Genomic DNA, 26,394 nt, shown 5'->3' with positions numbered 1-26,394 from the left:
CTATTCGTTGATGCGGCGGGCCAGGTGGTTGGCGCTGTCGATCAACACCCGGCGATAGTCGTTGTAATTTTTAATCGCGTCGGCCCGTGGGGCGACGATGCACAAGGTCGCAATGCTGATGCCTTGCGCGTCGCGAACCGGGGCAGCGAAGCAATGGGTAAAGGTGTCGGCCACGCTGTCGAAGGAGAAGAACCCATCGAGCGTGGCCTGGCGGATCTGCGCCAGGAAGGTGTCCAGCGCCAGGCGCTGGCCGTCCGGCAGGATGAAATCGTCGTCGTCGATCAGGTCGATGATTTGCTGGTCGCTCAAGTGCCCCAGCAACAGGCGCCCGGAGGCGGTCCACGGAATCGGCGCGTTTTCGCCGATGTCCGACGAAATACGGAAATGCCGCTCACCTTCGCGCATCAGCGCCACCGTGTATTTGCGCCCGTTGAGCAGGCACATCTGTGCGGTTTCGTGGGTTTGGCTGACGATTTCCTGCAAGGCGTGGTCGGCCTCGCGGGTCAAGTCGAAATGGCGCAGGTGCGCCTGGCCGAGGAAGTACAACTGGCGGCCGAGGTAGACGTGGCCGTCCTTGCCCACCGTTTCCAGAATGCGCCGTTCCAGCAGCGACGCGACCAACTCATAGACGGTGGATTTGGGGCTGCCGATGCCGCTGGCAATATCATTCGGGCGCAGGGGCTGGCCGATTTCCTTGAGAAAATCGAGGATATCAAAAGCACGGTCCAGGCCTTTGGCGCGGCGTTTGATGGTGTCTTCGGTCATGGCAGTAATCGGTCCCGTCAAATGTGGGTGCTGCACAGTGATCCCCTGTGGGAACGGGCTTGCCCGTGATTGCGGTGGGTCAGTGCCAGATGGGCTGGCTGACACGCCGTCATCGCGGGCAAGCCCGCTCCCACATGGGATCTCCTATGGTTTCAAGCATGGGGCATTTAGCCTTTTTTCTTGTAGGCCACGCAATCAATCTCGACCTTGCAGTCCACCATCATGTTGGCCTGCACACAGGCGCGCGCCGGGGCGTGTTCCGGGGTGAAGTATTCGCCGAAGACCTTGTTGAAGCTCCAGAAGTCCCGTGGGTCTTCCAGCCACACACCCACGCGCACCACGTCTTTGAGTTCGTAGCCAGCCTCTTCCAGAATCGCCACCACATTGCGCATGGTCTGGCGGGTCTGCTCGATGATGCCGCCGTTGATGATTTCACCGTCCACCGCTGGCACCTGGCCCGAGACGTAGAGCCAGCCGTCCGCTTCCACCGCACGGGCGAAAGGACGTGGCTGGCCACCGCCGGCGGTGCTGCCGGTGCCGTAACGAGTAATGGTCATAACGTTGCTCCTGATTAAAAACGAATGTTCTTCAAAAATTCCGCCAGGCGCGGCGATTGCGGACGCTCGAAGATCTCCTTCGAGGTGCCCTGCTCTTCAATACGGCCCTGGTTCATGAATACGATCTTGTCCGACACTTCATAGGCAAAACGCATTTCGTGGGTGACCAGCAACATGGTCATGCCCTCCTCCGCCAGGCCCTTGATCACGCTCAGCACCTCGCCAACCAGTTCCGGGTCGAGGGCCGAGGTGACTTCGTCGAACAGCATCAAGCTGGGGTTCATCGCGATTGCACGAGCAATCGCCACACGCTGTTGCTGGCCGCCGGACAATTGCCCGGGGAAGTGGTTGCGCCGCTCCAGCAGGCCGACACGGTCGAGCCATTTTTCGGCCAGGGCCACGGCTTCGTCCTTGCCCATTTTCTTCACCTTGAGCAGGCCCAGAGTGACGTTTTGCAACGCCGTCAGGTGCGGAAACAGGTTGAACTGCTGGAACGCCATGCCGGTCATCGCGCGGTGCTGGGCAATCACCCGCTCAGGGTGACGCACACGCTTGCCGGCGATTTCGCTGTAACCGATCGACTCGCCATCCAGGGTGATCTGGCCGCCCTGGAATTCTTCGAGCAAGTTGACGCAACGCAGCAGCGTGGTCTTGCCCGAGCCGCTGGAGCCGATCAAGGTCACCACGTTGCCGCGCTGCATGGACAGGTCGACGCCTTTGAGCACTTCCACCTGACCGTATTGTTTGCGCAGGCCGCGAATGTTCAGCAGCGGTGAGGGGGTATGTGGTTGGTTCATGGCAAGGCCACCCGCTTTTCAATGTAGCGCCCGAATAATTCGATGGCGTAGTTGATGACAAAGAACAGAAACCCGGCGAACAGGTAGAACTCCAGGGTCATGAACGTACGCGCGATCACTTGCTGGGTGCTCAGCAGTAACTCAGCCACGCCAATCACCGAGAGCAAGGTCGAAGCCTTGACGATTTCCGTGGAGGAATTGACCCAGGTCGGCAGGATCTGGCGCAGCGCCTGAGGCAACAGCACGTAACCCAGGGACTGGTAGAACGTCAGGCCAATCGCCTTGCCCGCTTCCAGTTGCCCACGGGGGATGGCTTGCAACGCGCCGCGCACGATTTCCGAGACGTGCGAGCCGCAGAACAACGTCAGCCCGACCGCCCCGGCCTGGAACGCGGTGATCTGCCAACCGAGCGCCGGCAGCATGTAGAAACACGCCAGCACCAACACAAACACAGGCGTGCCACGGATCAGGTCCACGTACAGACGAAACGGCGCACGCATCCAGAATTTGCCGTAGGTCAGGATCAACCCCGCGAAGATACCGATCAGCGTGCCAAAGATAATCGCCAGCACCGAGCAATAAATACTGGTCTGAAACCCCGCCCAAAGGGTATCCCGGGCGATCCACAACTCATGCAGCCAGCTGGGGGACTCGTACATGGAAACCCTCCTTAACGACGGATCGCCAGACGCTGTTCCAGGTAACGGAGCAGCATGGCGATGAAATAACAGGCGGCCACGTAGAGCGCGGTCGTGACCATCCAGGTTTCAATCACCCGGTAGCTTTCGACGTTGATCTTGCGGGCGTAATAGGTCAGCTCCGGCACCGCGATAGCGGCGGCCAACGAGGTGTCCTTGAACAGCGAAATAAAGTTGTTCGACAACGCTGGCAACACGTTGCGCAGCATCACCGGCACGGTGATGTAGGCACGAATGCGCCACTCGCCCAGGCCAATGGCCAAGCCGGCTTCACGCAAGCCCTTGGGAATATTCAACAGCCCGGCACGGAACACTTCGGTCAGGTAGGCACCGGCATACAGCGACAGGGTGATGATGAAGGACGGGATTTTGTCGAGACGAACCCCCAGCGACGGCAGGGCAAAGTAGATCAACAGGATCAGCACGAGGATCGGCGTATTGCGGATCACCGTCACGTACACCGAGGCGAAGACGCGCAACGCCCGGTGCCTGGACAGCATGGCAAATGCCATCATCAAGCCGATCACACAGCCAATCGCGATCGACAGCAATGCCAGCTCAAGGCCCAGACCGAGCCCCGCCAGCAAGCTGGGGAAATCACGCCACACGGCGGCAAAGTTCAACTGATAGTTCATGGTCGGCAGTACCTGAAGCGGGGCGCAACACGCTGCGCCCCCGGTTTACACATCACTTGAATTCAACAGGGAAACCAATCGCAGGCTCTGGCAGGTCCACACCGAACCACTGCTTGAACGACGCTTTGTAGGTCGGGAATTCCACGCCGGTCATGGCCTCATGCAACGCCGTGTTGACGAAGTTCAGCCAGTCCTGGTCGCCACGCTTGACGGCGCACGCGTAGGTTTGCGGGCTCCAGGCGTAGGTCGGGCTGCGGTAGCGGCCCGGGTTCTGCACCATCAGGTACTTGACCGAGGATTGGTCGGTGGCGGCAGCATCGGCGCGACCGGAGTTCACGGCCTGGTACATCAGGTCAACGCTGTCGTACTGATCGACCTTGGCTTTGGGCAGCGCCTGGTGCACCAGCTCTTCGGCGTAGACGTTTTGCAGCACGGCCACGGTGACGCTGTCGCCTGCGGCTTGCAGGTCTTCGATTTCTTTGTATTTGCTGTTGTTCGGCAGCAGCAGGCCCACGCCTTCGCGGTAGTACGGCAAGGTAAAGGCAACCTGCTGGGCACGGCTGGCGGTGACGGTGATGAACTGGCAACTCATGTCGACCTTGTTGGTCAGCAGGTTGGGAATGCGTGCGTCGGACGACTGCACCACAAATTCGACCTTGCTTGGATCGTTGAACAATCCTTTGGCCACGATGCGGCCGATGTCGATATCAAAACCTTGCAACTTGCCATCCGCTCCCTGGAAGTGCCACGGCGCATTGGTACTGCCTGTACCCACGATGAGATGCCCACGCTTGAGCACATCATCGAGTTTGCTGTCCGCCGCATGCACGACGCTTGCGAGGGAAGCCGATGCGGCGAAGAGAAAAACACACGCTTTAAACACGGAAGGTCGGTGATGCATGACAAGCACTCCAGGAGTTGTGTATTCCGCTATACCGGAACCTAGTATGTAACAACGGAATAGACAGCAGAAAGTGTGCCACACGCAGTAACAGGAAAATATGCCGAGGATAAATTCGTTATAAATCAGAAAGATAATTTCTGATGAGCTGTACAGCGGGATGCCATCATGCGCAATCAGATTGCTACCCAAGGCCCCACACCACCGTGACAGGCCCCAACCGGGTGCACCACCACAGTGTTACCGCGCACCCTTGCGGCGCGGGCGCACCCTGCAAAAATCTCCAGGCTGGACTAGCCTTGGCACATCCAAGCCAACACGGACGACCTCTGCGATGAAGCTCAGCCTCACTCTGGTTTTGCTGTCATGCCTAGCAGCCGGCAGCGCCTCGGCGGCTAACGACCGCCGCGAATGCACGGAACAACTGCGCAAACTCAAGGAAGCTTTCAATACCAACTACACCAGCCAGAACCACCATGACTATCGGCGGGCAAAGGCGTCCAGGGACAATGAGGAATACCAGAAATGCGCGAATCAGGCGCGCAAGGCCCGGGAACGCATGGAGCGCACCGACGATGCGTGAGCGGCGTCACCTGTGAAGGTTGACAGTAGACGGTGGTGATCTCGCGATTTAGCGTACCCGCAACCATTCGGCCGGGCTCGCAAGGAGATCATCATGGGCGTTGCAAAAACGGTTATTCACGCGCACAACGAATACCAACGAATCCTGAATGAACACCCGCTGGTTATTGTGTTGTTCACGTCCCCCTACTGTCAGGCGTGCTTAGGGGCTGACCTGCGCTTTAATCGCATCGCCGACAAATACGCCGGGCGTGTAAAAAGCATGCTCCTGGACACCACCCAAACCCCGCCGATTGACGGGGTTAGCGGCACCCCAACGCTGGTGGTCTACAAAAATGCCCTTGAGGTCGAAAACCTCAAGGGCATCGGTGCCCCCCATGAACAGGAAGCCGTCCTGGAAGACGTGTTTAAAGACTACGCGCCCTAGGCGTCAGCAGCACTTGCGTCACCCGCCGCTCTTCCACCGCCGCCACGGTCAGGCGCCAGCCTTCATGCTCAAGGCTGTCACCGACCATCGGCAGGCGATCCAGCAGGCTCATCACCAAGCCTGCCAGGGTCTGATAATCCTCGGTGGCAAGCGCATTGAAACCGGTACGCTGACGAACCCGATTGAGGTTCAAGGCGCCATTGACGCGAAACCCCTCGCCCTCCTCGACACTATCCGGCCCCTCGATTTCGCTGGCGTCCGGCAACTCACCGGCGATCGACTCGAGAATGTCGGTCATGCTCAACACGCCCATGAAATCCCCGAATTCGTTGATCACGAAGGCGATGTGGGTCGACTCCTGGCGCATCTGTTCCAGGGCGTTGAGGATCGAAAAGCTCTCCAGCAGGTTGATCGCCCGTCGCGCCAGGTGCTCCAGGTTCGGCTCGTTGCCCGCCAGGTATTCCTTAAGCAATTCTTTTTTGTGCACGAAACCCAGTGGCTCATCCACCGCGCCGTTACGGATCAACGGCAGGCGCGAGTAGGACGAATGCATCAGTGTGCGGCGGATCGTCTCGGGATCGTCCGCCAGATCGATACAGTCCACCTTGGCCCGTGGCGTCATCAAGGTGCGAATCGGCCGCTCGGCCAGTTGCAGCACGCCACTGATCATCACGCGCTCGCGGCGATCAAACAGCGGACCCTGGGTTGCATCCGGTTCGCCCAGCAAGTCGGCGACGTCGTCACCCACCTCTTCCACCGCCAGGCTTCGGCCGCCGAGCAAGCGCATCACCGCATGAGCGGTACGCTCACGCACCGGCAACACGCCTTGCGCCGACTTCTTGCGACGGGCACGGGCAATCTGGTTGAACAGCTCGATCAGAATCGAGAAACCAATCGCCGCGTACAGGTAGCCCTTGGGAATATGGAAGCCCAGGCCTTCGGCGGTCAGCGCGAAACCAATCATCATCAAAAAGCCCAGGCACAACATGATGACCGTCGGGTGCGCGTTGACGAAACGGGTCAGCGGCTTGCTCGCCACGATCATCAGGCCGATGGACACGATCACCGCGATCATCATCACGGCCAGCTCATCCACCATGCCCACGGCGGTAATCACCGCGTCGAGGGAGAACACCGCGTCGAGCACCACGATCTGCGCTACGATCGGCCAGAACATGGCGTAAGCCACATTGCCCGTGCGCTGCGCCACGTGGCCTTCAAGGCGCTCGTGCAACTCCATGGTGGCCTTGAACAACAGGAACACACCACCAAACAACATGATCAGGTCACGGCCAGAGAAGCTCTTGTCGAACACCTCGAACAGCGGCTGCGTGAGCGTCACCAACCAGGAAATACTCGCCAGCAGGCCCAGACGCATCAGCAACGCCAGCGACAAACCGATCAACCGCGCGCGGTCGCGCTGCTCCGGCGGTAACTTGTCCGCCAGGATCGCGATAAACACCAAGTTGTCGATGCCCAGCACCAGTTCCAGCACAATCAAGGTCAACAGGCCGAGCCAGGCCGTTGGATCCGCTAACCATTCCATTTAATAGAGTCTCTTTAAAGGTTTCAGAACGCCGGACACGGCAAGGCGCGGTCAGTGGACCGGGACAAGGTTAGCAGTCGGAATACAGGGTGTTTCAGCGGGAACAGCGACAGCGGATGTCTTGGGGAAAGACGACTGGGAGGCTCCGAGAGGGTGTTCATGCAGGTCCTGCAATAAGAAAAGGACTTGAATCGTACAGGCGAAACCCAAACTTCCTACAACGCAAAATTATTACAAAATCTGTCCCCAAGCACACACAAAACCAATGTGGGAGCGGGCTTGCTCGCGAATGCGGAGGTTCAGTCAATCCACATGTCGACTGACACACCGCCTTTGCGAGCAAGCCCGCTCCCACATTTTGACCTGCGCAATATCAGGTTTTGCGTGTCGCATCATCCAGCGCCAGGATGGTGTGGGCATTCGTTACCGTGGTCGCCAACGTATTGATCACCCCCGAGCGCAACGCGCCAAGCGTTGCCGCCGCCTTGGTGTTCTCACTGGCAATCGCCACCACATCCGGGATGCGGAACAACTCCTGCACCGTCAGCCCGATCACCCGGCCTTGAATTGCGTTGACCGCCGGCTGGCCGTGAATATCGATAAAGTCATACCCCATCATGTCGCCCACGGTGCCGGACAACCGCGCCTGCGCGATCTCCTGCGGCGAAAACCAGCCCATGCGCACCATGTTGCTGTTCTCGCTCATGTCGCCAATGCCAATCAGCGCAATGTCCGCGCGCCGTGCGCGATCCAGGGTCGAGCGCACGGTGTCGTTGTTGATCAACACGCCGCGTAACTCGGGGTTCGCCACCAACGCCGGGGCGTACAGGCTTTCGCTCTCGCCACCAAAACGCAGGGCCAGGCGTCGGCAAATATGATCGGGGTTCATGTATTCGCCAGCCTTGAGCGAACCGCCGATGGCGCAGACAAACGTGCAATTGCGCGTCACCGGCAAAAACACGTTATCCGCCACGGCACCGACGTTACGGCCCATGCCCACGGCGACAATCATGCCGTCGCTGAGCGTCTTGTTCAGGTAATTCGCCACCAGGCTGGCGACAGCCGAGCGCTGGGTGTCGGGGTCGCTGTGGTCGACCGCAATCAAAGCGCGGTCCAGCTTGAAGCGCTCCACCAATGCCCGCTCCAGCTCGTTGTTCATCGCCGGGTGCTGCAACACGCGCACCTCGACAATCCCTTCATCGCGCGCACGTTTGAGCAAGCGGCTGACTTTCGCCCGCGACAGGTCGAAGCGTTTGGCGATGGCTTCCTGAGTGACGTTCTCAAGGTAATAGAGCATCGCCACTTCGGTCATCTGATCGATATCGCTGGCAATGCGCTGGGTACTGTCACTCATGGGGACGGGCTTCCGTTTCGGCGTCAAAGGCGCATTCTCCCGACTCTTGCCCCGTTACGTCCACTACTGATGCCCATCGCGCTCGATCGCATTGATCCGCTCGACCTTGGCCCCTGAACGCGCGGCCTCGAACTCCGACTCCAGGAACGACTTGACGATACTTTTGGCCAATTCGGCGCCGATCACCCGCGCGCCGATCGACAGAATTTGCGCATCGTTGCTCTTGCGCGCGCGCTCCGCCGAATAGGTGTCATGGGCCTGGGCCGCACGAATGCCCAGCACCTTGTTGGCCGAGATCGCCATGCCGATCCCGGTGCCGCATACCAGCACACCCAGGCGTTGCTGCCCGGCATTGATGGCGGTAGCCACCGCCAGGGCGATGTCCGGGTACAGCACCGGCGCCGTGGAATGCGTGCCGAAGTCGGTCACCGGATAACCCAACGCCTCGATATGGCGCTTCAACAGCTCTTTGAGCTCAAAACCCGCTTCATCGCATCCGATAGCCACCGGGAAAGGTGTGTTCATGGCATCTGGCTCCACTGCCGAGAGGGCACTTAAGATCGATCAAATGATCAGTCACTGAAATTTCTATCAGTCATTTCTCAGGCAATAAGCCCTTTCTGTCAAGTGAGTTTTAACTGACTCGCCAGTCAAAGCCCTATTACAGGGCGCTATTAATACGCATGGTGGGATTCATAGGTTTTAAGTGAAAGAGATTGACTGATCAGAATTTCATTTGGTACACATATGATCACAGCGAAACATGACTGTGCGACCTAATAAGAATTCACAGCACGAGGACACGCCGATGGCCACGCCATTACTGCTCCAGGCTGAACACGTCGCCAAGGCTTACGCCGGGGTGCCTGCCCTGCGTGACGGGCGCCTCTCTCTACGGGCCGGCAGCGTGCATGCGTTGTGTGGCGGCAATGGCGCCGGCAAGTCGACGTTCCTGAGCATCCTGATGGGCATTACCCAACGCGACGCCGGCAGCATTGCGCTCAACGGCGCCCCGGTTCAGTTCAGCCGCCCCAGTGAAGCCCTGGCAGCGGGGATCGCGATGATCACCCAGGAACTGGAACCCATCCCCTACATGACCGTCGCCGAAAATATCTGGCTGGGCCGCGAACCGCGCCACGCCGGCTGCATCGTCGACAGCAAGACCCTCAACCGCCGCACCCGCGAGCTGCTCGAAAGCCTGGAGTTCGACGTCGACGCCACCCGCCCCATGCACCGCCTGAGCGTGGCGCAGATCCAGTTGGTGGAAATCGCCAAGGCGTTCAGCCACGACTGCCAGGTGATGATCATGGACGAACCCACCTCGGCCATCGGCGAGCACGAGGCGCAAACCCTGTTCAAAGCCATCCGCCGTCTCACCGCGCGCGGCGCCGGCATCATCTATGTATCGCATCGCCTGAGCGAACTGGCACAGATCGCCGATGACTACAGCATCTTTCGCGATGGCGCCTTTGTCGAAAGCGGACGCATGGCCGATATCGACCGCAACCACCTGGTGCGGGGCATCGTCGGCCAGGAGCTGACGCGCATTGACCACAAGGTCGGCCGCGAATGCGCGCCCACGACCTGCCTGCAAGTTGACAACCTGAGCCGCAACGGCGAATTCCACGACATCAGCCTGCAACTGCGCCAGGGTGAAATCCTCGGCATTTACGGCCTGATGGGGTCGGGGCGCAGCGAATTCCTCAACTGCATCTACGGCCTGACGGTTGCGGATTCCGGCAGCGTGACCCTGCAAGGCAAGCCCATGCCGATCGGCTTGCCCAAAGCCACGATCAACGCCGGCATGTCGCTGGTCACCGAGGACCGCAAAGACAGCGGCCTGGTGCTCACCGGCAGCATTCTTTCCAACATTGCGCTGTCGGCCTACAAACGCCTGTCGCGCTGGTCGCTGATCAATGCGCGCAAGGAAACCCAACTGGCCCAGGACATGGTCAAGCGCCTGCAGATCAAAACCACCTCCCTGGAACTGCCGGTGGCCTCCATGAGCGGTGGCAATCAGCAAAAAGTGGTGCTCGCCAAATGCCTGTCGACCGAACCGGTGTGCCTGTTATGCGATGAACCGACCCGGGGCATTGATGAAGGTGCCAAGCAGGAGATTTACCACCTGCTCGACCAGTTCGTGCGCGCCGGTGGCGCCGCCATTGTGGTGTCGTCCGAAGCCCCTGAGCTGCTGCACCTGAGTGATCGCATCGCCGTATTCAAGGGCGGCCGGCTGGTGACTATCAGCACCGACACCGCCCTTTCCCAGGAAGCCTTGTTGAGTCTTGCCTCATGAACGCCAAAACCATCGCTGCCCCCATGACTGCCGCGCCGCGCAATCGACTGCGTTTATCCCTCGACCGCTTCGGCCTGCCGCTGGTGTTTATCCTGCTGTGCGTGGTGATGGCGTTTTCCAGCGAATATTTCATGACCTGGCGCAACTGGATGGACATCCTGCGCCAGACCTCGATCAACGGCATCCTCGCCGTGGGCATGACCTACGTGATCCTGACCAAGGGCATCGACTTGTCGGTGGGCTCGATCCTGGCCTTCGCCGGGCTGTGCAGCGCAATGGTCGCGACTCAAGGCTACGGCCTGCTGGCGGCGGTCAGTGCCGGGATGTTTGCCGGGGCCATGCTCGGCGTGGTCAACGGCTTTATGGTCGCCAACCTGTCGATCCCGCCGTTCGTGGCCACCCTCGGCATGCTCAGCATCGCGCGGGGCATGACCTTCATTCTCAACGATGGCAGCCCCATCACGGACCTGCCCGACGCCTACCTGGCGCTGGGCATTGGCAAGGTCGGGCCGATTGGCGTGCCCATCGTCATCTTCGCCGTGGTCGCGCTGATCTTCTGGATGGTGCTGCGCTACACCACTTACGGCCGCTATGTGTACGCCGTGGGCGGCAATGAAAAGAGCGCACGCACCTCCGGCATCGGCGTGCGCAAGGTGATGTTTTCGGTGTACGTGGTGTCCGGCCTGCTCGCCGGGTTGGCCGGCGTGGTGCTGTCGGCCCGCACCACTTCCGCCCTGCCCCAGGCCGGGGTTTCCTATGAGCTGGATGCGATTGCCGCTGTGGTTATCGGCGGCACCAGCTTGTCGGGCGGCACCGGCAGCATTGTCGGCACGCTGTTTGGTGCGTTGTTGATCGGGGTGATCAACAACGGGCTGAACCTGCTCGGCGTGTCGTCCTATTACCAGCAGGTCGCCAAGGGCCTGATCATCGTGTTCGCCGTGCTGATCGACGTGTGGCGCAAGAAAAAACGCTAATCGCTTTCCCTCCCAACAATGAACTGAACGACCTACAACAATAAGCGGAGTTCTCACCATGAAACCTGGAATGACGTTGGCCGCCGTTGCGGCTCTCTCCCTGCTCGCCAGCAGTATTGCGCTGGCCGCCGATGGCAAGACCTACAAAGTCGGCGCCGCCGTGTACGGCCTCAAGGGCCAGTTCATGCAGAACTGGGTCCGCGAGCTGAAGGAACACCCGGCGGTCAAGGACGGCACCGTGCAGTTGACCGTGTTCGACGGCAACTACGACGCCCTGACCCAAAACAACCAGATCGAAAACATGGTCACCCAGCACTACGACGCCATCCTGTTCGTGCCCATCGACACCAAGGCCGGCGTAGGCACGGTAAAACAAGCCATGAGCAACGACGTGGTCGTCATCGCCTCCAATACGAAAGTAGCCGATGCCGCCGTGCCTTATGTGGGTAACGACGATGTGGAAGGCGGCCGCCTGCAAGCCCAGGCCATGGTCGACAAACTTAACGGCCGCGGCAACGTCGTGATCATCCAGGGCCCGATTGGCCAGTCGGCGCAGATCGACCGGGAAAAAGGCGAACTGGAAGTGCTGGGCAAACACCCCGACATCAAGATCATCGAGAAAAAAACGGCCAACTGGGACCGCGCCCAGGCCCTCACCCTCACCGAAGACTGGCTGAACGCGCACCCCAAAGGCATTAACGGTGTGATCGCCCAGAACGACGACATGGCCCTCGGTGCCGTGCAGGCGCTGAAATCCCATGGTTTGTCATCCAAAGACGTGCCGGTGACCTCGATCGACGGCATGCCGGATGCGATCCAGGCGGCGAAGAAAGACGAAGTCACGACCTTCCTGCAAGACGCCCAGGCCCAGTCTCAAGGCGCACTGGACGTGGCATTGCGCGCACTCGCCGGCAAGGACTACAAGCCGCAATCGGTGATCTGGGAACGCTATGCCAAGGACGTGAAATGGGCCGACGGCACCGCCAAGAACTACATCCTGCCGTGGGTGCCGGTGACCAATGCGAACGCGGATGCGCTGTACAAACAGGTCAGCGGCGGTAAGTAACGGTTTCGACCTGTGAATGCATTCCAACTGTGGGAGCGGGCTTGCTCGCGAAGGCGGTGTGTCAGTCAGCACATCCGTCAGCTGATCCACCGCTTTCGCGAGCAAGCCCGCTCCCACATTGGATCTCCACCGTTTTCAAAAATGGAGTTAATCGTATGTCTGGATTCTGGAACCAAGCCTTCGACCTCACCGGCCGTTGCGCGGTGATTACCGGTGGCGCCGCCGGCATCGGCCTGGCCTGCGCCAGCCTGCTGGCGGAACGCGGAGCACGCGTGGCGTTACTGGACCGTGACCCGGCCGTGGTGGACGTCGCCGCACGCCTGGGCGCCGAGCATCTGGGCATTGCCGTCGATCTGGGTCAGATCGGCCAGATACAACCCACCATCGACCACGTATTCGAACACTTCCAGCGCCTGGATTACCTGATCAACAGCGCCGGCATCGTGCTGCTCGACAAGGCCGTCGATGTCAGTGAAAGCGCCTGGGACAACACCCTGGACATCAACCTCAAAGCCAGCTTCTTCGTGGCCCAGGCCTGCGCCCGACACATGCTCGCCAACGGCGGCGGGCGCATCGTCAACCTCGCCTCCCAGGCCGCCGTGATCGGCCTGGACCGCCACGTCGCCTACTGCGCCAGCAAGGCCGCCATCGTCGGCATGACCAAGGTGTTGGCCATGGAATGGGCGCCGCAGATCAACGTCAACGCCATCTCCCCGACCATTGTCGAGACCGCCCTGGGCAAGAAAGCCTGGGCCGGTGAAGTGGGTGACAAGGCCAAATTGCAGATCCCGGCCGGCCGTTTTGCCCAGCCGGAAGAGATCGCCGGGCTGGCGCTGTACCTGCTCAGCGATGCCGCGCAGATGATCACCGGCGCCAACATGGTGATCGACGGCGGCTACAGCATTCAGTAATTCATTTTTTGTCGTGAGGTTTTGTCATGTCCACCGTCACCGAACGCACAGCTGAACAGCTCTCCCCCAGCATCCCGAAAACTATGCAGGCCGTGGTCTGCCATGGCCCGGAAGACTATCGACTGGAAACCGTCGATGTGCCCACGCCCGGCCCCGATGAGATCCTCACCAAGGTCGAGCTGTGCGGCATTTGCATGGGTGACATCAAGACGTATCGCGGCGCGCCGTCGTTCTGGGGCGATGCCGAACAGCCGCGCTACGTGAAACCGCCGATGATTCCCGGGCATGAGTTCGTCTGTCGCGTGGTTGCCCTGGGCCCAGGCGCCGAGAAGCGTGGGGTAAAGGTGGGCGACCGGGTGATCTCCGAGCAGATCGTGCCGTGCTGGGGCTGCCGCTTCTGCAACCACGGCCAGTACTGGATGTGCCAGAAACACGACCTTTATGGCTTCCAGAACAACGTGCAGGGCGCCATGGCCCAGTACATGATTTTCACCAAGGAAGGCATCATCCACAAAGTGCCGGAATCCATCGCCCCCGATGAAGCGATCCTGATCGAACCGCTGGCCTGCTCGCTGCATGCCGCCGAGCGCGCCAATGTCGACCATGACGACGTGGTGGTGGTAGCCGGAGCCGGCACCCTGGGCCTCGGCATCATCGGCGCCGTGCGCCTGCGCAACCCGAAAAAGCTGATCGTGCTGGACATGAAACCCGAACGCGCCGCCCTCGCCCTGCGCATGGGCGCCGACGAAGTATGGAACCCGGCCGACGTCGACGTCATGGCAAAGATCCGCGCGATCACCGACGGTTATGGCTGCGACATTTATATCGAAGCCACCGGGCATCACAAGGCGGTGAACCAGGGCCTGGCGATGCTGCGCAAGCTGGGGCGCTTCGTCGAGTTCAGCGTATTTAATGACGAGGCCACGGTAGATTGGTCGATCATCGGCGACCGCAAGGAACTGGACATCCTGGGTTCGCACCTGGGGCCGTACATGTACCCGCGCGCCATCGACTTTATTGGCAACCGCAAGATCGACATGCGCGACGTGGTGACCCACAAATTCGCCCTGGCGGATTTCAAGGAAGCGTTTGCGGTGATGGAGCGCGGGGACAAATCGCTCAAAGTTGTACTCGAGCCTTAAGAACGCCACCTATCAAACTGTGGGAGCGGGCTTGCTCGCGAAAGCGGAGTGCCAGGCAACACATGCATCAACTGAACCACCGCTTTCGCGAGCAAGCCCGCTCCCACATTGAATTGTTGTTGCCCCTAAGAACAAGAACACAGGAACCCGCGTTATGAATCGAGTCATCAACGATCCGGACCACGTGGTCGAGGACATGTTGCACGGCATTCTGGTCGCCCACCCCGAACTGCGCCAATACGAGAGCAACCCTCGGGTCATCGTCAAAGCCAGGCCATCGGGGCAAGGCCGGGTTGGCATCGTGACCGGCGGCGGCTCGGGCCATGAGCCGGCGTTTCTGGGCTACGTCGGCCCCGGTCTGGTGGACGCCGTGGCCGTCGGCGAGATTTTCTCCTCGCCCACCGCCAAAAGCTTTTTCGACGCGTTCCGCGCCGCCGACCATGGCGCTGGCGTAGCCTGCCTGTACGGCAACTATGCCGGCGACAACATGAACGTGAAGCTGGCAATGAAAATGGCCGCCAGCAAAGACATGCGCATCCGTACCGTGGTCGCCAACGACGATGTGGCCTCCGCCCCCAAGGACGATATCGCCAAGCGGCGCGGCGTGGCCGGGGAGATCTTCATGTGGAAGATCGGCGGTGCGGCAGCGGCCCAGCATTACGACCTCGATGGCGTGATTCGCGTCGCCCAGAAAACCGTCGATCACTGCCGCTCAATTGGCATCGGCCTCACCCCGTGCACCATTGCGGCGGTGGGCAAGCCAAACTTCCAGATCCCCGACGGCCAGATGGAACTGGGCATCGGCCATCACGGCGAACCGGGCATTGAAGTTGTGCCCATCGAGCCCGCCGCCGCCATGGCCGAACGCATGCTCGCACCGATCCTGGCTGACCGTGATTTCAGCCACGATGACAGCGTGGTGGTGCTGGTCTCGGGCCTGGGCGCCACGCCGGTGATGGAGCTGTACATTTTTTACGCCGAGGTCGAGCGACAGCTCAAGGCCAAGGGCTTGAAGATTCACCGTTGCTACGTGGGCAATTACTTCACCTCCCTGGAGATGATGGGCGTCACCCTCACCCTGCTCGGCCTCGACGCCGAGCTGAAAACCTTGATCGACCAACCGTGCCGCTCCATCGGCATGACCCAGGCGGAGTGAACCATGAGCCAGCATTTTTCCACCCGCGACGGCAGCGCTATCGTCGCCGACCTGGTCAGCGTGATCGTGGCCAACCGTGAATACCTCAGCGAAGTCGACGGCGCGATTGGCGACGGCGACCACGGCATCAATATGGCCAAGGGTTTCGCCCACTGCGGCCGCATGATCGAAGGCCGCCAACTGACGTTGGCCCAGGCCCTGGATGAGCTGACCCTGAGCCTGATGGAAGGCATCGGCGGCTCCATGGGGCCGTTGTATGGCAGCCTGTTTATCGGCATGGCCGACGAAGTGCGCAGCAGCGAGGCTATCGACGCCGCCACCTTTGCTCGTTTGCTGCGCGGCGGTTTGACCTCGCTGCAGGACATCACCGAAGCGGGCGTGGGTGACAAGTGTTTGATGGACACGCTGATCCCGGCGGTTGAAGCCTTCGAACGTGCGCAGGAACAAGGCGCGGGTTTCAGCGCTGCGCTGGAGGCGATGAAAGCCGCCGCGTCCCAAGGCCGCGATTCAACCAAAGACCTGGTCGCCAAAATCGGCCGGGCCAGCCGTTTGGGCGAGCGCTCCCTCGGCGTACTGGATGCCGGCGCCGTGTCGTGCTGCCTGATCCTCACGCGCCTGGCGGACTCGGTGCAGCCGCGACTGAGCGTTTGACTTGTTGGATATACCGCGCCACTGCCGGCGCTTGCTCAAAGCGCCGGTAAATCAACGACAGCCAGGACGCCGCCTCGCAGCCATGGAGAGTGCGGTAGACCACGCCCGGCAAGCTCACATGCCCGACCATCGACGCCGGCACCACCGCCACGCCCTGCCCTAGCGACACCAACGCCACCACCGCGACCAAGCCGCCCGGTTGCGGCCCGAGGCGCGGCGCATAACCACCCTGCGCCGCGACGTGCAACGTGCCGCTGATTTGCTCCGGCAAGATAAAGGTTTCGTTTTGCAGGTGTTCACAACCAATCGCCTTGAGCCCCAGCAGCCAGGAATCCTGCGGCAGCGCCAGCACGAAACCTTCACTGTCGAGGCGCACCGCCTCTACCCCATCGGGCAGCGTCATTGGCGAGCGGATGTAGCCGATGTCATAGCGCCCGTCTGCCACCGCCGTCGGCAATGTGGCCATCGCGCATTCGCGCACATTCACGCTCACCTCCGGAAACGCCTGGCTGAACGCCTGCATTTGCCGCTGCAGCAGCCCGGTGTATACCGCCGAGGCCACGTAGCCCAGTTCGACATGCCCGATCTCCCCACGGCCGGCGCGCTGGGCGCTGCGCTGGGCAAACTCGAACTGGCGCACCGTGGCTTGCGCCTCGGTCAGTAACGCCGCGCCCGCTTCGGTGAGGCTGACTTCGCGCTGCTGACGGATAAACAGACGCGTGCCCAACGCAGTTTCCATGTCCTGGATCTGACGGCTCAAGGTGGGCGGCGCGATACCCAATTGCTCGGCGGCGCGGGTGAAGTTGCGCTGGCGGGCGACCGCCAGGAAATAGCGGAAATGGCGGATTTCCATCGCAGGATTAGCTCAAAGGTAATGAAGTGCTTCAGCCCAGCTAACAACGCAAGCAAGTGCCAGGGATAAGCTCACGAAACATCAACACTAGAGAGCCCTTGCGATGTACGTCAACTGTCTTTTCCGTATTGCCTGTAAGGTAATTCAGCCATGAACCGGGTCAGCCCACGCTTGACGCTGCTCACCGCTTGCGGCGTTTGTTCGCTGATCGTGCTCGACACTAATATCGTCGCCGTGACGCTACCGAGCATCGCGCGCGACCTGGGCGCCAACTTCGCCGATATCGAGTGGGTGGTCAGCGCCTATATGCTCGCGTTCGCCGCACTGCTGTTACCGGCCGGCAGCATCGCCGACCGCTTTGGGCGCAAGAAGACCCTGGTCTGGGGCTTGAGCGTTTTCATCCTGGCGTCCATCGGTTGTGGCGTCGCGCCGAATGCAGTGTTTCTGGACATTGCCCGCGCCGTCAAAGGTGTCGGCGCAGCCTTACTGCTGACTTCGGCCCTGGCCGCCATCGGCCATACCTTTCACGATGACGTGGAGCGTGCCAAAGCCTGGGCGTTCTGGGGCGCGTGCATGGGCGTGGCAATGACCGCCGCGCCGACATTGGGCGGGCTGATTACCCAATACCTGGGCTGGCGTTGGATTTTCTACCTCAACCTGCCCGTCGGCCTGGGCTTGATGGCGCTGGTGCTGCGTGCGATTCCAGAGTCCCGCGATACCCAGTCAGCACGCCTTGATCCGTGGGGCAGCCTGGCATTCAGTGCCAGCCTGTTGTGCCTGATCTGGGGGCTGATCGAGGCCAACCGCATCGGTTGGGACAGCCCGTTAACCTCTGCGCGCCTGATCGGCGGGGCTGTGTTGCTGGGGGTGTTTGTGCTGGTCGAACGCGCGCAACAACGGCCCATGGTCGACCTGCAACTGTTGCGACACCCACGGTTTATCGGCGCCTTGCTCGGGATGTTCGCCTATGCCGGCTGCGCCCAGGTGATGATGACGTTGCTGCCGTTCTACCTGCAAAACGGCCTGGGCTTCTCGGCCATTGCTTCGGGCCTGGGCATGTTGCCGTTTGCCCTGACTATGCTGATTTGCCCACGCATCGGTGCACGCCTGGCGGTGCGCTTTGCGCCCGCGACGATGATGGCCGCGGGGTTGACCCTGGTCGGCGGCGGCAACCTGTTGAGCGCCTGGGCGGTCGATGTTGGCAGTTACCTGCCCTTCGCGTTGGCGATTGCCGTCACGGGCGCCGGGGCCGGCCTGCTCAATGGCGATACGCAGAAAAACATCATGGCCTGCGTGCCACGCGACCGGGCGGGGATGGCGTCAGGCATCAGCACCACCATGCGCTTCAGCGCAATCATGTTGGCCATTGGTGTGTATGGGGCATTACTGAGCAGCCACAGTGAGCAGTTGCTGCGCGCGCGTATCGACACACAATGGCAGGCCCAAGCGACGGGTATCGCTTCGCGGGTCGTGGCCGGGGATATGCCGGCGGCGATGGGCTTGTTGCCGCAGGCGGCACGGGAATTAACTCAGCCGCTGGCGCGGCAGGCGTTTGTGGGCGGGTTCAGCACGGTGTTGTGGGTGGCGGGATTGTTGGGGCTGCTGGGGGCGTTGGTGGTGGGGATGTTGATGCGAAAACCAATTCCCTCAGTACAACAACAGTCTTCCAGACTGACTCAGAACTAAATGTGGGAGCGGGCTTGCCCGCGATGGCGGCGGGTCAGTCGGTAGATGTATCGACTGGGACATCGCTATCGCGGGCAAGCCCGCTCCCACATTGGGATCGGCTACATTCTGGACTTACCAGAAACGCTGCTGGGTCAACCGGCTCCACCACGTCAACAGCACACGGTCTACCGAGCCACTGGCCGCCAGGCCGACCCGCTCCTGCAGGCTTTTACGCTCGGCATAGTGCAGGTGGAACACCTCGGCGGTCTTGGCCTTGGTGGCCAGGTACTCGTCGCTGGTTTGCAGTTCGTCGACCAGTTGTTTGTCGAGGGCAGCAACACCCAGCCACACTTCACCGGTCGCGACGTCATCGATTGCCAGCTGTGGGCGATAGCGCGACACGAAATTCTTGAACAACTGATGCGTGATATCCAGGTCTTCCTGGAATTTCTCGCGGCCCTTCTCGGTGTTTTCGCCAAACACGGTGAGGGTGCGTTTGTATTCACCGGCGGTCAGCACTTCGAAGTCGATGTCGTGCTTTTTCAGCAGGCGATTAACGTTAGGCAACTGCGCCACCACGCCAATGGAGCCGAGGATGGCGAACGGCGCGCTGATGATCTTCTCACCGATGCACGCCATCATATAGCCGCCGCTGGCCGCGACCTTGTCGATGCACACGGTCAACGGCACGCCGGCCTGACGGATACGCGCCAGTTGCGAAGAGGCCAAGCCGTAGCTGTGTACCATGCCGCCGCCGCTTTCGAGGCGCAGCACCACTTCGTCCTTCGGCGTGGCCAGGCTCAGCAGCGCGGTGATTTCATGGCGCAGGCTCTCGGTGGCCGAAGCTTTGATGTCGCCGTCAAAATCCAGCACGAACACCCGTGGCTTGGCCTCGGGTTTCTGCTTGCCTTTCTTCTTTTCGGTTTTGCTTTCGGACTTGCGCAGGGCCTTGAGCTGGTCCTTGTCGAGCAGGCTCGACTCCAGGCGCTCACGCAGGCCTTTATAGAAGTCATTGAGCTTGCTGACCTGCAATTGGCCGGCGGATTTGCGACGCCCCTTGCTGCGCAACGCCGCGAAGCTGATCAATACCACCAGAATAGCGACCACCAAAGTGACGGTCTTCGCCAGAAAACTCGCGTATTCGGCCAGAAAATCCATGTGACTCCTTACAAGTTGCAGTGCGCCGGGCGCGGATGGTCTCAGCATACCGATGGCACTGCCTTCGGACCAGTGCTCAAACCGCCAGCAGCGGCCCTCTAACGCGCTTTTAAAACAAGCGTATGTTTTTTCATTGACAGCTCGCGGGCATCCTCATAACCTCGCCAGACTTTCAACGTACCGGGAAAACGGACGTGGGCAGCATTTATTTGATTCGACATGGCCAGGCCTCCTTCGGTGCAGACGACTATGACGTCCTGTCGCCCGTCGGCGTGGAACAAGCGCAAGTGCTCGGTCGCCACCTGGCGGACCTGGGCATTACGTTTGACCGCTGTGTCTCCGGTGACCTGCGTCGCCAGCAACACACCGCCACTGCCGCATTCGATCAATACAGCGCCCTCGGCCACCCCATTCCACCGCTGGAAATCGACACCGCCTTCAACGAATTCGACGGTGAAGCGATCATCCGCGCCCTGCTGCCTGACTTGCTCGCCAGCGAGCCCCACGCTGTGGACGTGCTGCGCAACGGCGCGCAGAACCGCAGCGAATTCCAACGCATTTTCGCACTGATCATCGAGCGCTGGCTGGCAGGCACCTATGATCCACCCGGGCTGGAGAGCTGGCTGGGGTTTGTCGAACGTGTACAAGGTGGCCTGCAACGCATTCTTGAAGCGGCCGATAACACGCACAAGATCGCCGTGTTTACCTCCGGCGGCACCATCACTGCCCTGCTCCACCTGATTACCCGGATGCCTGCCGCCCAGGCCTTCGAATTGAACTGGCAAATTGTTAACACTTCGCTCAACCACCTGAAATTCCGTGGTCGCGAGGTGGCACTGGCTTCCTTCAACAGTCATACCCACTTGCAACTGTTGAAGGCGCCGCAGCTCATCACTTTCCGATGAATTGCGGCCAACCGTGACCCCAAGGTCACTGGACTCACCCATAAAGGATCGAAACCATGACTGACGTAGCCAAAGCTGTAGAAGCAATGAAAGCCAAATTCAACCCAGCCGCTGCCGACGGCCTGGACCTGGTGTTCGGTTTCCGTATCGACGACACCCAGAACTTCTCGCTGGTGGTCAAGAACAACACCTGCGAACTGCTGGAAGGCGAAAACCCGGACGCCCAGGTGACCCTGGTGATGGACGGCGAAACCATGAAAGGCATCGTTGACGGTTCCACCGACGGCATGCAGGCCTTCATGGGCGGCAAACTGCGCACCGAAGGCGACATGATGCTGGCCATGAAGCTGAGCGACCTGTTCCCGGCTTGATTCAAGGGCAGCCTTGAATACCGATCCCGCCTTTGCCGGCGGGATTTTTTTACATTGCGAAAATGTACCGAGCGTACACGGTGACTTCAGAAAGCGCTTATCCGCCCATAAAAATCAATGGATCTATCGCAAAAAATTTTGAATCACTAGTATTTCTGACAGTAGTCGTTGATCACTCATACCGGCACATTGAAACCCTCCGAAACTAAAGAGGGTAGTCAGCATGGAAAGCCAATCCGACGATTTTGGGAATGTGACGGTATCAATCAATCCTGAAGAGCAGGTCACTCTAACGACGCAAAATAACCTGACGATAACGACCAGGATCATTGCCTTGAGCGAAGACGGAACGTGCCTTGTCACCGATTCAGGAGAGAGCATTCAAATTGATCAGATCGCCGACATCTCACCGCCAGTGGCACTGCGTACAGCGAGATTTATCAGCGGAATAACCTTGGCTGCGGGCAGTCTTGCAACCACCGTCTCCGGAGGCAGCGTTAACAAGCCCCCTCCTCTGACGTTCACATACATCAATGGAATCAGAGTGCCACTCAAATAACGCTGCGTTGCTGCAGCTCTGTCAGGGGCTACTCTTGGGCTGCAGCAGCAACGCCACCAACGCACTCCAGCCAGTCTGGTGTGACGCGCCCAACCCACGCCCGGTTTCACCATGGAAATACTCATGGAACAACACCAGGTCACGGCTGGCCGGGTCCGCTTCCAGCTGCGCATAGCCTGCCATCGACGGCCGCAGCCCGTCTTCATTCCTTAGAAACAATCGGGTCAGACGCTGGCTCAGGCTGTCGGCGACCTCCTCCAGAGACGCCAGATAACCACTGCCGGTCGGGTACTCCACCGAGAAGTTGTCCGCGTAGTAGCGGTGAAATTCGCGCAACGATTCGATCAGCATGTAATTCACCGGCATCCACAATGGCCCGCGCCAATTGGAGTTGCCGCCATACAAGCGTGAGTCGGACTCGCCAGGCTGATAGCGCGCGCACAACGTGTCGCCGTTCATCTTCAGCGCCAGCGGCTGCTCGGCAAAGGCCTTGGACAAGGAGCGCACGCCAAAGGCCGACAAAAACTCCGTGTCATCGAGCATGCGCCGCAGCAAATCCTTGGTGCGCTCGCCGCGCAACAACGCCAGCAGCAGGCGATTGCCCTGCCCCGGTTCGTTCCAGCGCGACACCAGTTTGGCCAAATCCGGCCGGTGCTTCATGAACCCCAGCAGCCGTTCACGCAACCCCGCAAGGCCTTCATGTTCGCGCTGCTCCAGCACCAGCACGGCGAACAACGGCATCAGGCCGACGATGGAGCGCAGGCGCACCGGCTCGTTCTGGCCGTCGGGGCGGTGCAGCACGTCGTAGAAGAACTGGTCGTGCTCATCCCACAAGCCCTCGGCGCTGTCGTCAACGCGGTTGATCGCCCCGGCGATATACAGGAAATGCTCGAAAAACTTCACCGCGATATCGACGTAGACCCCATTGCGTTTGGCCAGCTCCAGACCGATGCGCATCAGGTCCAGTGCATAAGCGGCGACCCACGCCGTGCCGTCGGCCTGATCCAGCTGGTAGCCCGGCGGCAAGGCAGCGGAGCGGTCGAACAAGGCAATGTTGTCCAGGCCCAGGAACCCGCCCTGGAACAGGTTGCGGCCCTCGGCGTCTTTGCGGTTGACCCACCAGGAAAAATTCAGCAGCAACTTGTGGAAAATGCGCTCAAGGAAATCCATGTCGCCGACCCCGGTCAGCGCCTTGTCCTGCTGATACACCCGCCAACTGGCCCAGGCATGCACCGGCGGGTTGGCGTCGTCGAAACGCCATTCATACGCCGGCAGTTGGCCATTGGGGTGCATAAAGCGGTCTTTCACCAACAGCAATAATTGTTGCTTGGCATACTCCGGATCAATCAGCGCCATCGCGACCGCCTGGAAGCCCTGGTCCCAGGAGGCGTACCACGGGTATTCCCAGGTGTCAGGCATGGAGAGAATGTCGAAGTTGGACAGGTGCCGCCAATGGGTATTGCGGATATGCAGGCGCTCGGGCGGCGGCGCAGGTTGGGCCGGGTCGCCGTCGAGCCACTGGTTTACGTCAAAATAGTACAGCTGTTTGGACCACAGTAAGCCGGCGAGCGCCTGGCGCTGTACGTTGCGCGCATCTTCATCGGTGATCCCCTGTTGCAGGGCCGCATAGAAGTCATCAGCCTCTTGCCGGCGAAGCTCAAACAGCTTGCGCGCGTTGACCGCAGGTGCGTCCGTGGGCGCAAACCGCAGGTACAGGGTTTTGCTCTCCAGGCCCGCCAGTTCAAGGCTGAAGCGCGCGGCGACTTTGGTGCCCGCGTCCCGGCGAATCGCCGACTGAACGCCGTCCACCAGGTAATCATTGATGCCATCCTTGAACGGCCCAGGCGCCGGCTGCCCATCCAATCGGGGAATATTGCTCTCGTTTTCGCAGAACAGCCACTCGAGCCCGTCCTGCCCCCAGGCGCTGAGACAGCGATCGGGCAGTTCATGATGGAAGGCCAGCACCTGCTCGCCGTCCAGCCGCAATTGCGGCTTGGGCGCGTCAACGGTCCAGCTCCAGTCATTGCGCGCCCACAACTGGGGCAGCACGTGCAGCTGCGTCGGCTGATCCGAACGGTTATGCACGGTGACCCGCATGAAAATATCGTCGGGATGGTGCTTGGCGTATTCGACGCTGATGTCGCAATAGCGGTTGTCTTCAAACACGCCGGTGTCGAGGATTTCGTACTCGGCATCTTCAAGCCCGCGGCGGGCGTTCTCGGCGATCAGGTCCGCATAAGGAAACGCGGCATGCGGGTATTTGTAGAGCATGCGCATATAGGCATGGCTCGGTACGCCATCGACGAAAAAGTACAGTTCCTTGACGTCTTCACCGTGGTTGCCCTCGGCGTTATTCAAACCGAACAGGCGCTCCTTGATGATCGTGTCGCGCCCGTTCCAAAGCGCCAGGCCCAGGCACCAGCGTTGAGCCTTGTCGCTGAACCCGGCCAACCCGTCCTCACCCCAACGGTAGGCGCGGCTGCGGGCATGTTCATGGGGGAAGTAGGTCCAGGCATCGCCATCGGCGCTGTAGTCTTCGCGCACCGTGCCCCATTGGCGTTCACTCAAGTAAGGGCCCCAGTCGCGCCAACGTTCGGGCGCTTCGGTTGCCAGGCGCTGGCCTTCAATCGTTGCGAGGATGTTGGTTGCAGGCGTGGCCGTCATCGGGTCCTCCATCACTGACACAGTGAGGGGCAGTGTAGAACCGCTCCACGCCCGGATGCACATGAAGTCTTATCCACCCGCGCAAAAAAAGAGGCCGCTGATTAGGCGGCCTCTTTTTTCGACGCTGCAAAAGCGCGCGGGTTCTTAGAAGATCGCGTAGGTATAGTTGAAGATCAGACGCGTTTGGTCCTGGTCCGCCGTGCCGGTGTTATGCCCTTTGTAGGTACCGGTACGGAAGGTGGTACCAAAGCCTTTGAGCGGGCCTTCCTGCACAACGTAGTCCAGGCGGAAGTCGGTTTCGTTTTCTTTCTGGTCAGCGCCGCCGGCGACTTTGGACTTGATGCCCGTGCCGTCCAGATAAGCCACGGACGCTTTCAGGCCAGGTACGAAGGCCTTGAAGTCATAGGAGTACTGACCAAAATTGACCTGCTCGCCCGCACGGGAGAACTGGCCCACCACGGCATCGGTAAACAGGTAGAAGTCGCTGCCGCCCGCGCCCTGTGCGTTTGGATCGGCGATGCTGCCCTGGTTGACCCAGACGAAGCCGCCGTCGTCGCTGACGCCGATGTGGCCAAGCATCAGGCTGCTGCCGCCCAACTGGTAGGTGAACGCGGCGCTGTAGGTTTTGTTATCCACTTCGCCAGCGTGTTTGGCGTAGCCACCGTTGTTGTTGAACTGGTAGCCGGCCTCACCGTTTTTGCCATCGCTGCTGCTGTCGAAGTAACGCAGGTCAGTCTTGAACGACTGGTCGTTGCCCAGCGGCAGAACGTGAACCAGGCCGAAGTAGTTCTGTTTGTAGAAGTCCTGCAGGTTGGCGTAGTAGTACTGCAACGTCAGGTTTTTCGCGATGGCGTTGTCAGACGAGCCGAACGGTTTGTAGTCCACACCGCCGAACTTGAAGCTGTCGCTGTCGCGGGTACCGCCAGCGACGCTCAACCCGGTGGAGTTGCTGGAAGCACGGCCTTCGGCCTTGTTCAGCTCACCACCGGTAAAGGTCACGTTAGGAATGTCACTGGACGTGAGGATGCCGCCGTCAAAAGTCTGCGGTGCAACACGGCTGTCGTTGGAGACCAGGATAGGCAGCACCGGGGCCAAGGCACCGCCGACGTGCAACTCTGTCTGGGAAATGCGAAATTTCACGTTACCCGCAGCACGGCCGAAACTGTCGGCAGGCTCGGTGCCGTTGTTTTTGGTCGGGAAGAAGCTGTTGCCGTTACCGGACAGGCCTGGGCCTGCGGCGTGGCCATCGCCACCGTCCAGGCGCAGGGCACCGAAAGCCATCACATCGAAACCGACGCCAAGGGTGCCTTGGGTGTAGCCGGATTTGTAGTCGAAGCGCAGCAATGTCGCGGCTTCGCGCAGATCGTTGCTGGTCCCCGAACGGTTGTCCGCACTGTAGTACATCGTCCGCGAACTGACCGCTGCGTGGCTGTCTTCAAGAAAGCCACTGTGCCCCGTGCCTGTGCCCAGTGCGCCGAGCCCGAAATCGTCCGCGCAAGCCTGTTGCGCGAGCAGTGCAGCGGTGATGGATAACGCCAGTGTAGAAATTTTCATGTGTCGCAGCCCCTAAACATTTTTTTATGTGCGTTGTGTGCAAACGGCGTTTTCATCCCTACAAACGTGACGATTGTTTCATGAGGACCGGGGCGCGCCTCGTGAAGAATTTGTTAGGAAAACCGCCGAAAAATGAAATTTTTCAGCCGTGCATTTTTGTCATATTCGCGTCATATCATTCATTTGCAGAATGAAGTCCTGAGG

At 60.3% G+C, this 26,394-nt stretch carries 26 protein-coding genes; 13 read left to right on the top strand and 13 right to left on the bottom strand.

The annotated features are described in order from the left end of the window. The 6 genes from A7D21_RS18830 to A7D21_RS18805 form a co-directional block, all read right to left on the bottom strand. Positions 1-765, bottom strand: a complete 765-nt coding sequence (locus A7D21_RS18830) for an IclR family transcriptional regulator (protein WP_069552343.1) — start codon at positions 763-765, stop codon at positions 1-3. 167 nt (positions 766-932) lie between these two features. After that, a complete protein-coding gene (locus A7D21_RS18825) occupies positions 933-1,322 on the bottom strand; it encodes a RidA family protein (RefSeq protein WP_069552342.1) in 390 nt (129 codons plus the stop codon). Positions 1,323-1,336: 14 nt separating this feature from the next. Continuing rightward, the gene (locus A7D21_RS18820) at positions 1,337-2,119 is read right to left on the bottom strand and encodes an amino acid ABC transporter ATP-binding protein (protein WP_069552341.1); all 783 of its coding nucleotides are present in this window, start codon (positions 2,117-2,119) and stop codon (positions 1,337-1,339) included. Next, positions 2,116-2,778 (bottom strand): amino acid ABC transporter permease, encoded by a 663-nt coding sequence (locus A7D21_RS18815; protein ID WP_053255671.1) that lies wholly within the window; start codon positions 2,776-2,778, stop codon positions 2,116-2,118. Before A7D21_RS18815 ends, A7D21_RS18820 begins: the two co-directional genes overlap by 4 nt. Before the next feature lie 11 nt (positions 2,779-2,789). Continuing rightward, positions 2,790-3,452 (bottom strand): amino acid ABC transporter permease, encoded by a 663-nt coding sequence (locus A7D21_RS18810; RefSeq protein WP_053255670.1) that lies wholly within the window; start codon positions 3,450-3,452, stop codon positions 2,790-2,792. A gap of 52 nt (positions 3,453-3,504) precedes the next feature. Next, positions 3,505-4,353, bottom strand: coding sequence for a transporter substrate-binding domain-containing protein (locus A7D21_RS18805; protein WP_053255669.1), 849 nt, complete (start codon positions 4,351-4,353; stop codon positions 3,505-3,507). 334 nt (positions 4,354-4,687) lie between these two features. Between A7D21_RS18805 and A7D21_RS18800 the strand changes: the two genes are divergently transcribed. Both A7D21_RS18800 and A7D21_RS18795 read left to right on the top strand, forming a co-directional pair. Then, positions 4,688-4,936: a hypothetical protein gene (locus A7D21_RS18800; RefSeq protein ID WP_053255668.1), complete on the top strand. Its 249-nt coding sequence runs from the start codon at positions 4,688-4,690 to the stop codon at positions 4,934-4,936. A gap of 93 nt (positions 4,937-5,029) precedes the next feature. Continuing rightward, positions 5,030-5,362, top strand: a complete 333-nt coding sequence (locus A7D21_RS18795) for a thioredoxin domain-containing protein (RefSeq protein WP_053255667.1) — start codon at positions 5,030-5,032, stop codon at positions 5,360-5,362. Here A7D21_RS18795 and A7D21_RS18790 read toward each other — a convergent pair. The 3 genes from A7D21_RS18790 to rpiB form a co-directional block, all read right to left on the bottom strand. Then, on the bottom strand, positions 5,343-6,908 hold the full coding sequence (locus A7D21_RS18790) for a TerC family protein (protein WP_069552340.1): 1,566 nt from the start codon (positions 6,906-6,908) through the stop codon (positions 5,343-5,345). The genes A7D21_RS18795 and A7D21_RS18790 overlap by 20 nt on opposite strands. Before the next feature lie 373 nt (positions 6,909-7,281). After that, positions 7,282-8,262: a sugar-binding transcriptional regulator gene (locus tag A7D21_RS18785; protein WP_053255665.1), complete on the bottom strand. Its 981-nt coding sequence runs from the start codon at positions 8,260-8,262 to the stop codon at positions 7,282-7,284. 63 nt (positions 8,263-8,325) lie between these two features. Continuing rightward, complete coding sequence (gene rpiB / locus A7D21_RS18780; RefSeq protein ID WP_016969738.1) at positions 8,326-8,787, bottom strand: ribose 5-phosphate isomerase B; 462 nt, start codon at positions 8,785-8,787, stop codon at positions 8,326-8,328. A 283-nt stretch (positions 8,788-9,070) separates the two neighbouring features. On the opposite strand from rpiB, the gene A7D21_RS18775 reads away from it, so the two are divergent. The 7 genes from A7D21_RS18775 to dhaL all read left to right on the top strand — a co-directional run bounded on the left by A7D21_RS18775 (position 9,071) and on the right by dhaL (position 16,458). After that, on the top strand, positions 9,071-10,558 hold the full coding sequence (locus A7D21_RS18775) for a sugar ABC transporter ATP-binding protein (RefSeq protein ID WP_053255664.1): 1,488 nt from the start codon (positions 9,071-9,073) through the stop codon (positions 10,556-10,558). Further along, positions 10,555-11,532, top strand: coding sequence for an ABC transporter permease (locus A7D21_RS18770; RefSeq protein ID WP_053255663.1), 978 nt, complete (start codon positions 10,555-10,557; stop codon positions 11,530-11,532). The genes A7D21_RS18775 and A7D21_RS18770 overlap by 4 nt, the downstream gene beginning before the upstream one ends. Before the next feature lie 58 nt (positions 11,533-11,590). Beyond that, entirely contained in the window at positions 11,591-12,598 is a 1,008-nt protein-coding gene (locus A7D21_RS18765; protein WP_053255662.1) for a substrate-binding domain-containing protein, read from the top strand. 155 nt (positions 12,599-12,753) lie between these two features. Continuing rightward, positions 12,754-13,509 carry an SDR family oxidoreductase gene (locus A7D21_RS18760; RefSeq protein WP_069552339.1) on the top strand — a complete coding sequence of 252 codons (756 nt, stop codon included), beginning with the start codon at positions 12,754-12,756 and terminating at the stop codon, positions 13,507-13,509. Positions 13,510-13,535: 26 nt separating this feature from the next. Further along, positions 13,536-14,651, top strand: a complete 1,116-nt coding sequence (locus tag A7D21_RS18755; protein WP_069552338.1) for an alcohol dehydrogenase catalytic domain-containing protein — start codon at positions 13,536-13,538, stop codon at positions 14,649-14,651. 154 nt (positions 14,652-14,805) lie between these two features. Then, complete coding sequence (locus A7D21_RS18750; RefSeq protein ID WP_069552337.1) at positions 14,806-15,807, top strand: dihydroxyacetone kinase subunit DhaK; 1,002 nt, start codon at positions 14,806-14,808, stop codon at positions 15,805-15,807. A gap of 3 nt (positions 15,808-15,810) precedes the next feature. After that, the gene (gene dhaL / locus A7D21_RS18745; RefSeq protein ID WP_069552336.1) at positions 15,811-16,458 is read left to right on the top strand and encodes a dihydroxyacetone kinase subunit DhaL; all 648 of its coding nucleotides are present in this window, start codon (positions 15,811-15,813) and stop codon (positions 16,456-16,458) included. Here dhaL and A7D21_RS18740 read toward each other — a convergent pair. Continuing rightward, positions 16,415-17,311 (bottom strand): LysR family transcriptional regulator, encoded by an 897-nt coding sequence (locus tag A7D21_RS18740; protein ID WP_069552335.1) that lies wholly within the window; start codon positions 17,309-17,311, stop codon positions 16,415-16,417. The two genes, dhaL and A7D21_RS18740, sit on opposite strands and share 44 nt — an antisense overlap. Before the next feature lie 150 nt (positions 17,312-17,461). On the opposite strand from A7D21_RS18740, the gene A7D21_RS18735 reads away from it, so the two are divergent. Beyond that, complete coding sequence (locus A7D21_RS18735; protein ID WP_069552334.1) at positions 17,462-18,997, top strand: MFS transporter; 1,536 nt, start codon at positions 17,462-17,464, stop codon at positions 18,995-18,997. Positions 18,998-19,111: 114 nt separating this feature from the next. Here A7D21_RS18735 and sohB read toward each other — a convergent pair whose 3' ends face one another. Then, on the bottom strand, positions 19,112-20,137 hold the full coding sequence (sohB, locus tag A7D21_RS18730) for a protease SohB (protein WP_053255655.1): 1,026 nt from the start codon (positions 20,135-20,137) through the stop codon (positions 19,112-19,114). A 194-nt stretch (positions 20,138-20,331) separates the two neighbouring features. Between sohB and A7D21_RS18725 the strand changes: the two genes are divergently transcribed. The 3 genes from A7D21_RS18725 to A7D21_RS18715 all read left to right on the top strand — a co-directional run bounded on the left by A7D21_RS18725 (position 20,332) and on the right by A7D21_RS18715 (position 21,972). Then, complete coding sequence (locus A7D21_RS18725; RefSeq protein ID WP_053255654.1) at positions 20,332-21,042, top strand: histidine phosphatase family protein; 711 nt, start codon at positions 20,332-20,334, stop codon at positions 21,040-21,042. 56 nt (positions 21,043-21,098) lie between these two features. Then, positions 21,099-21,413, top strand: coding sequence for an SCP2 sterol-binding domain-containing protein (locus tag A7D21_RS18720; RefSeq protein ID WP_053255653.1), 315 nt, complete (start codon positions 21,099-21,101; stop codon positions 21,411-21,413). 223 nt (positions 21,414-21,636) lie between these two features. Continuing rightward, on the top strand, positions 21,637-21,972 hold the full coding sequence (locus tag A7D21_RS18715) for a hypothetical protein (RefSeq protein ID WP_053255652.1): 336 nt from the start codon (positions 21,637-21,639) through the stop codon (positions 21,970-21,972). Positions 21,973-21,993: 21 nt separating this feature from the next. Here A7D21_RS18715 and A7D21_RS18710 read toward each other — a convergent pair whose 3' ends face one another. Then, positions 21,994-24,636, bottom strand: a complete 2,643-nt coding sequence (locus tag A7D21_RS18710; protein WP_069552333.1) for a glucosidase — start codon at positions 24,634-24,636, stop codon at positions 21,994-21,996. Positions 24,637-24,780: 144 nt separating this feature from the next. Continuing rightward, a complete protein-coding gene (locus A7D21_RS18705; protein WP_053255650.1) occupies positions 24,781-26,190 on the bottom strand; it encodes an OprD family outer membrane porin in 1,410 nt (469 codons plus the stop codon). Positions 26,191-26,394 lie beyond the last annotated feature (204 nt).

It is taken from the genome of Pseudomonas sp. AP19, from assembly GCF_001728855.1.
GTDB classification, from domain to species: Bacteria; Pseudomonadota; Gammaproteobacteria; order Pseudomonadales; family Pseudomonadaceae; genus Aquipseudomonas; species Aquipseudomonas fluorescens.
This window is presented reverse-complemented; position numbering and strand designations above follow the sequence as displayed.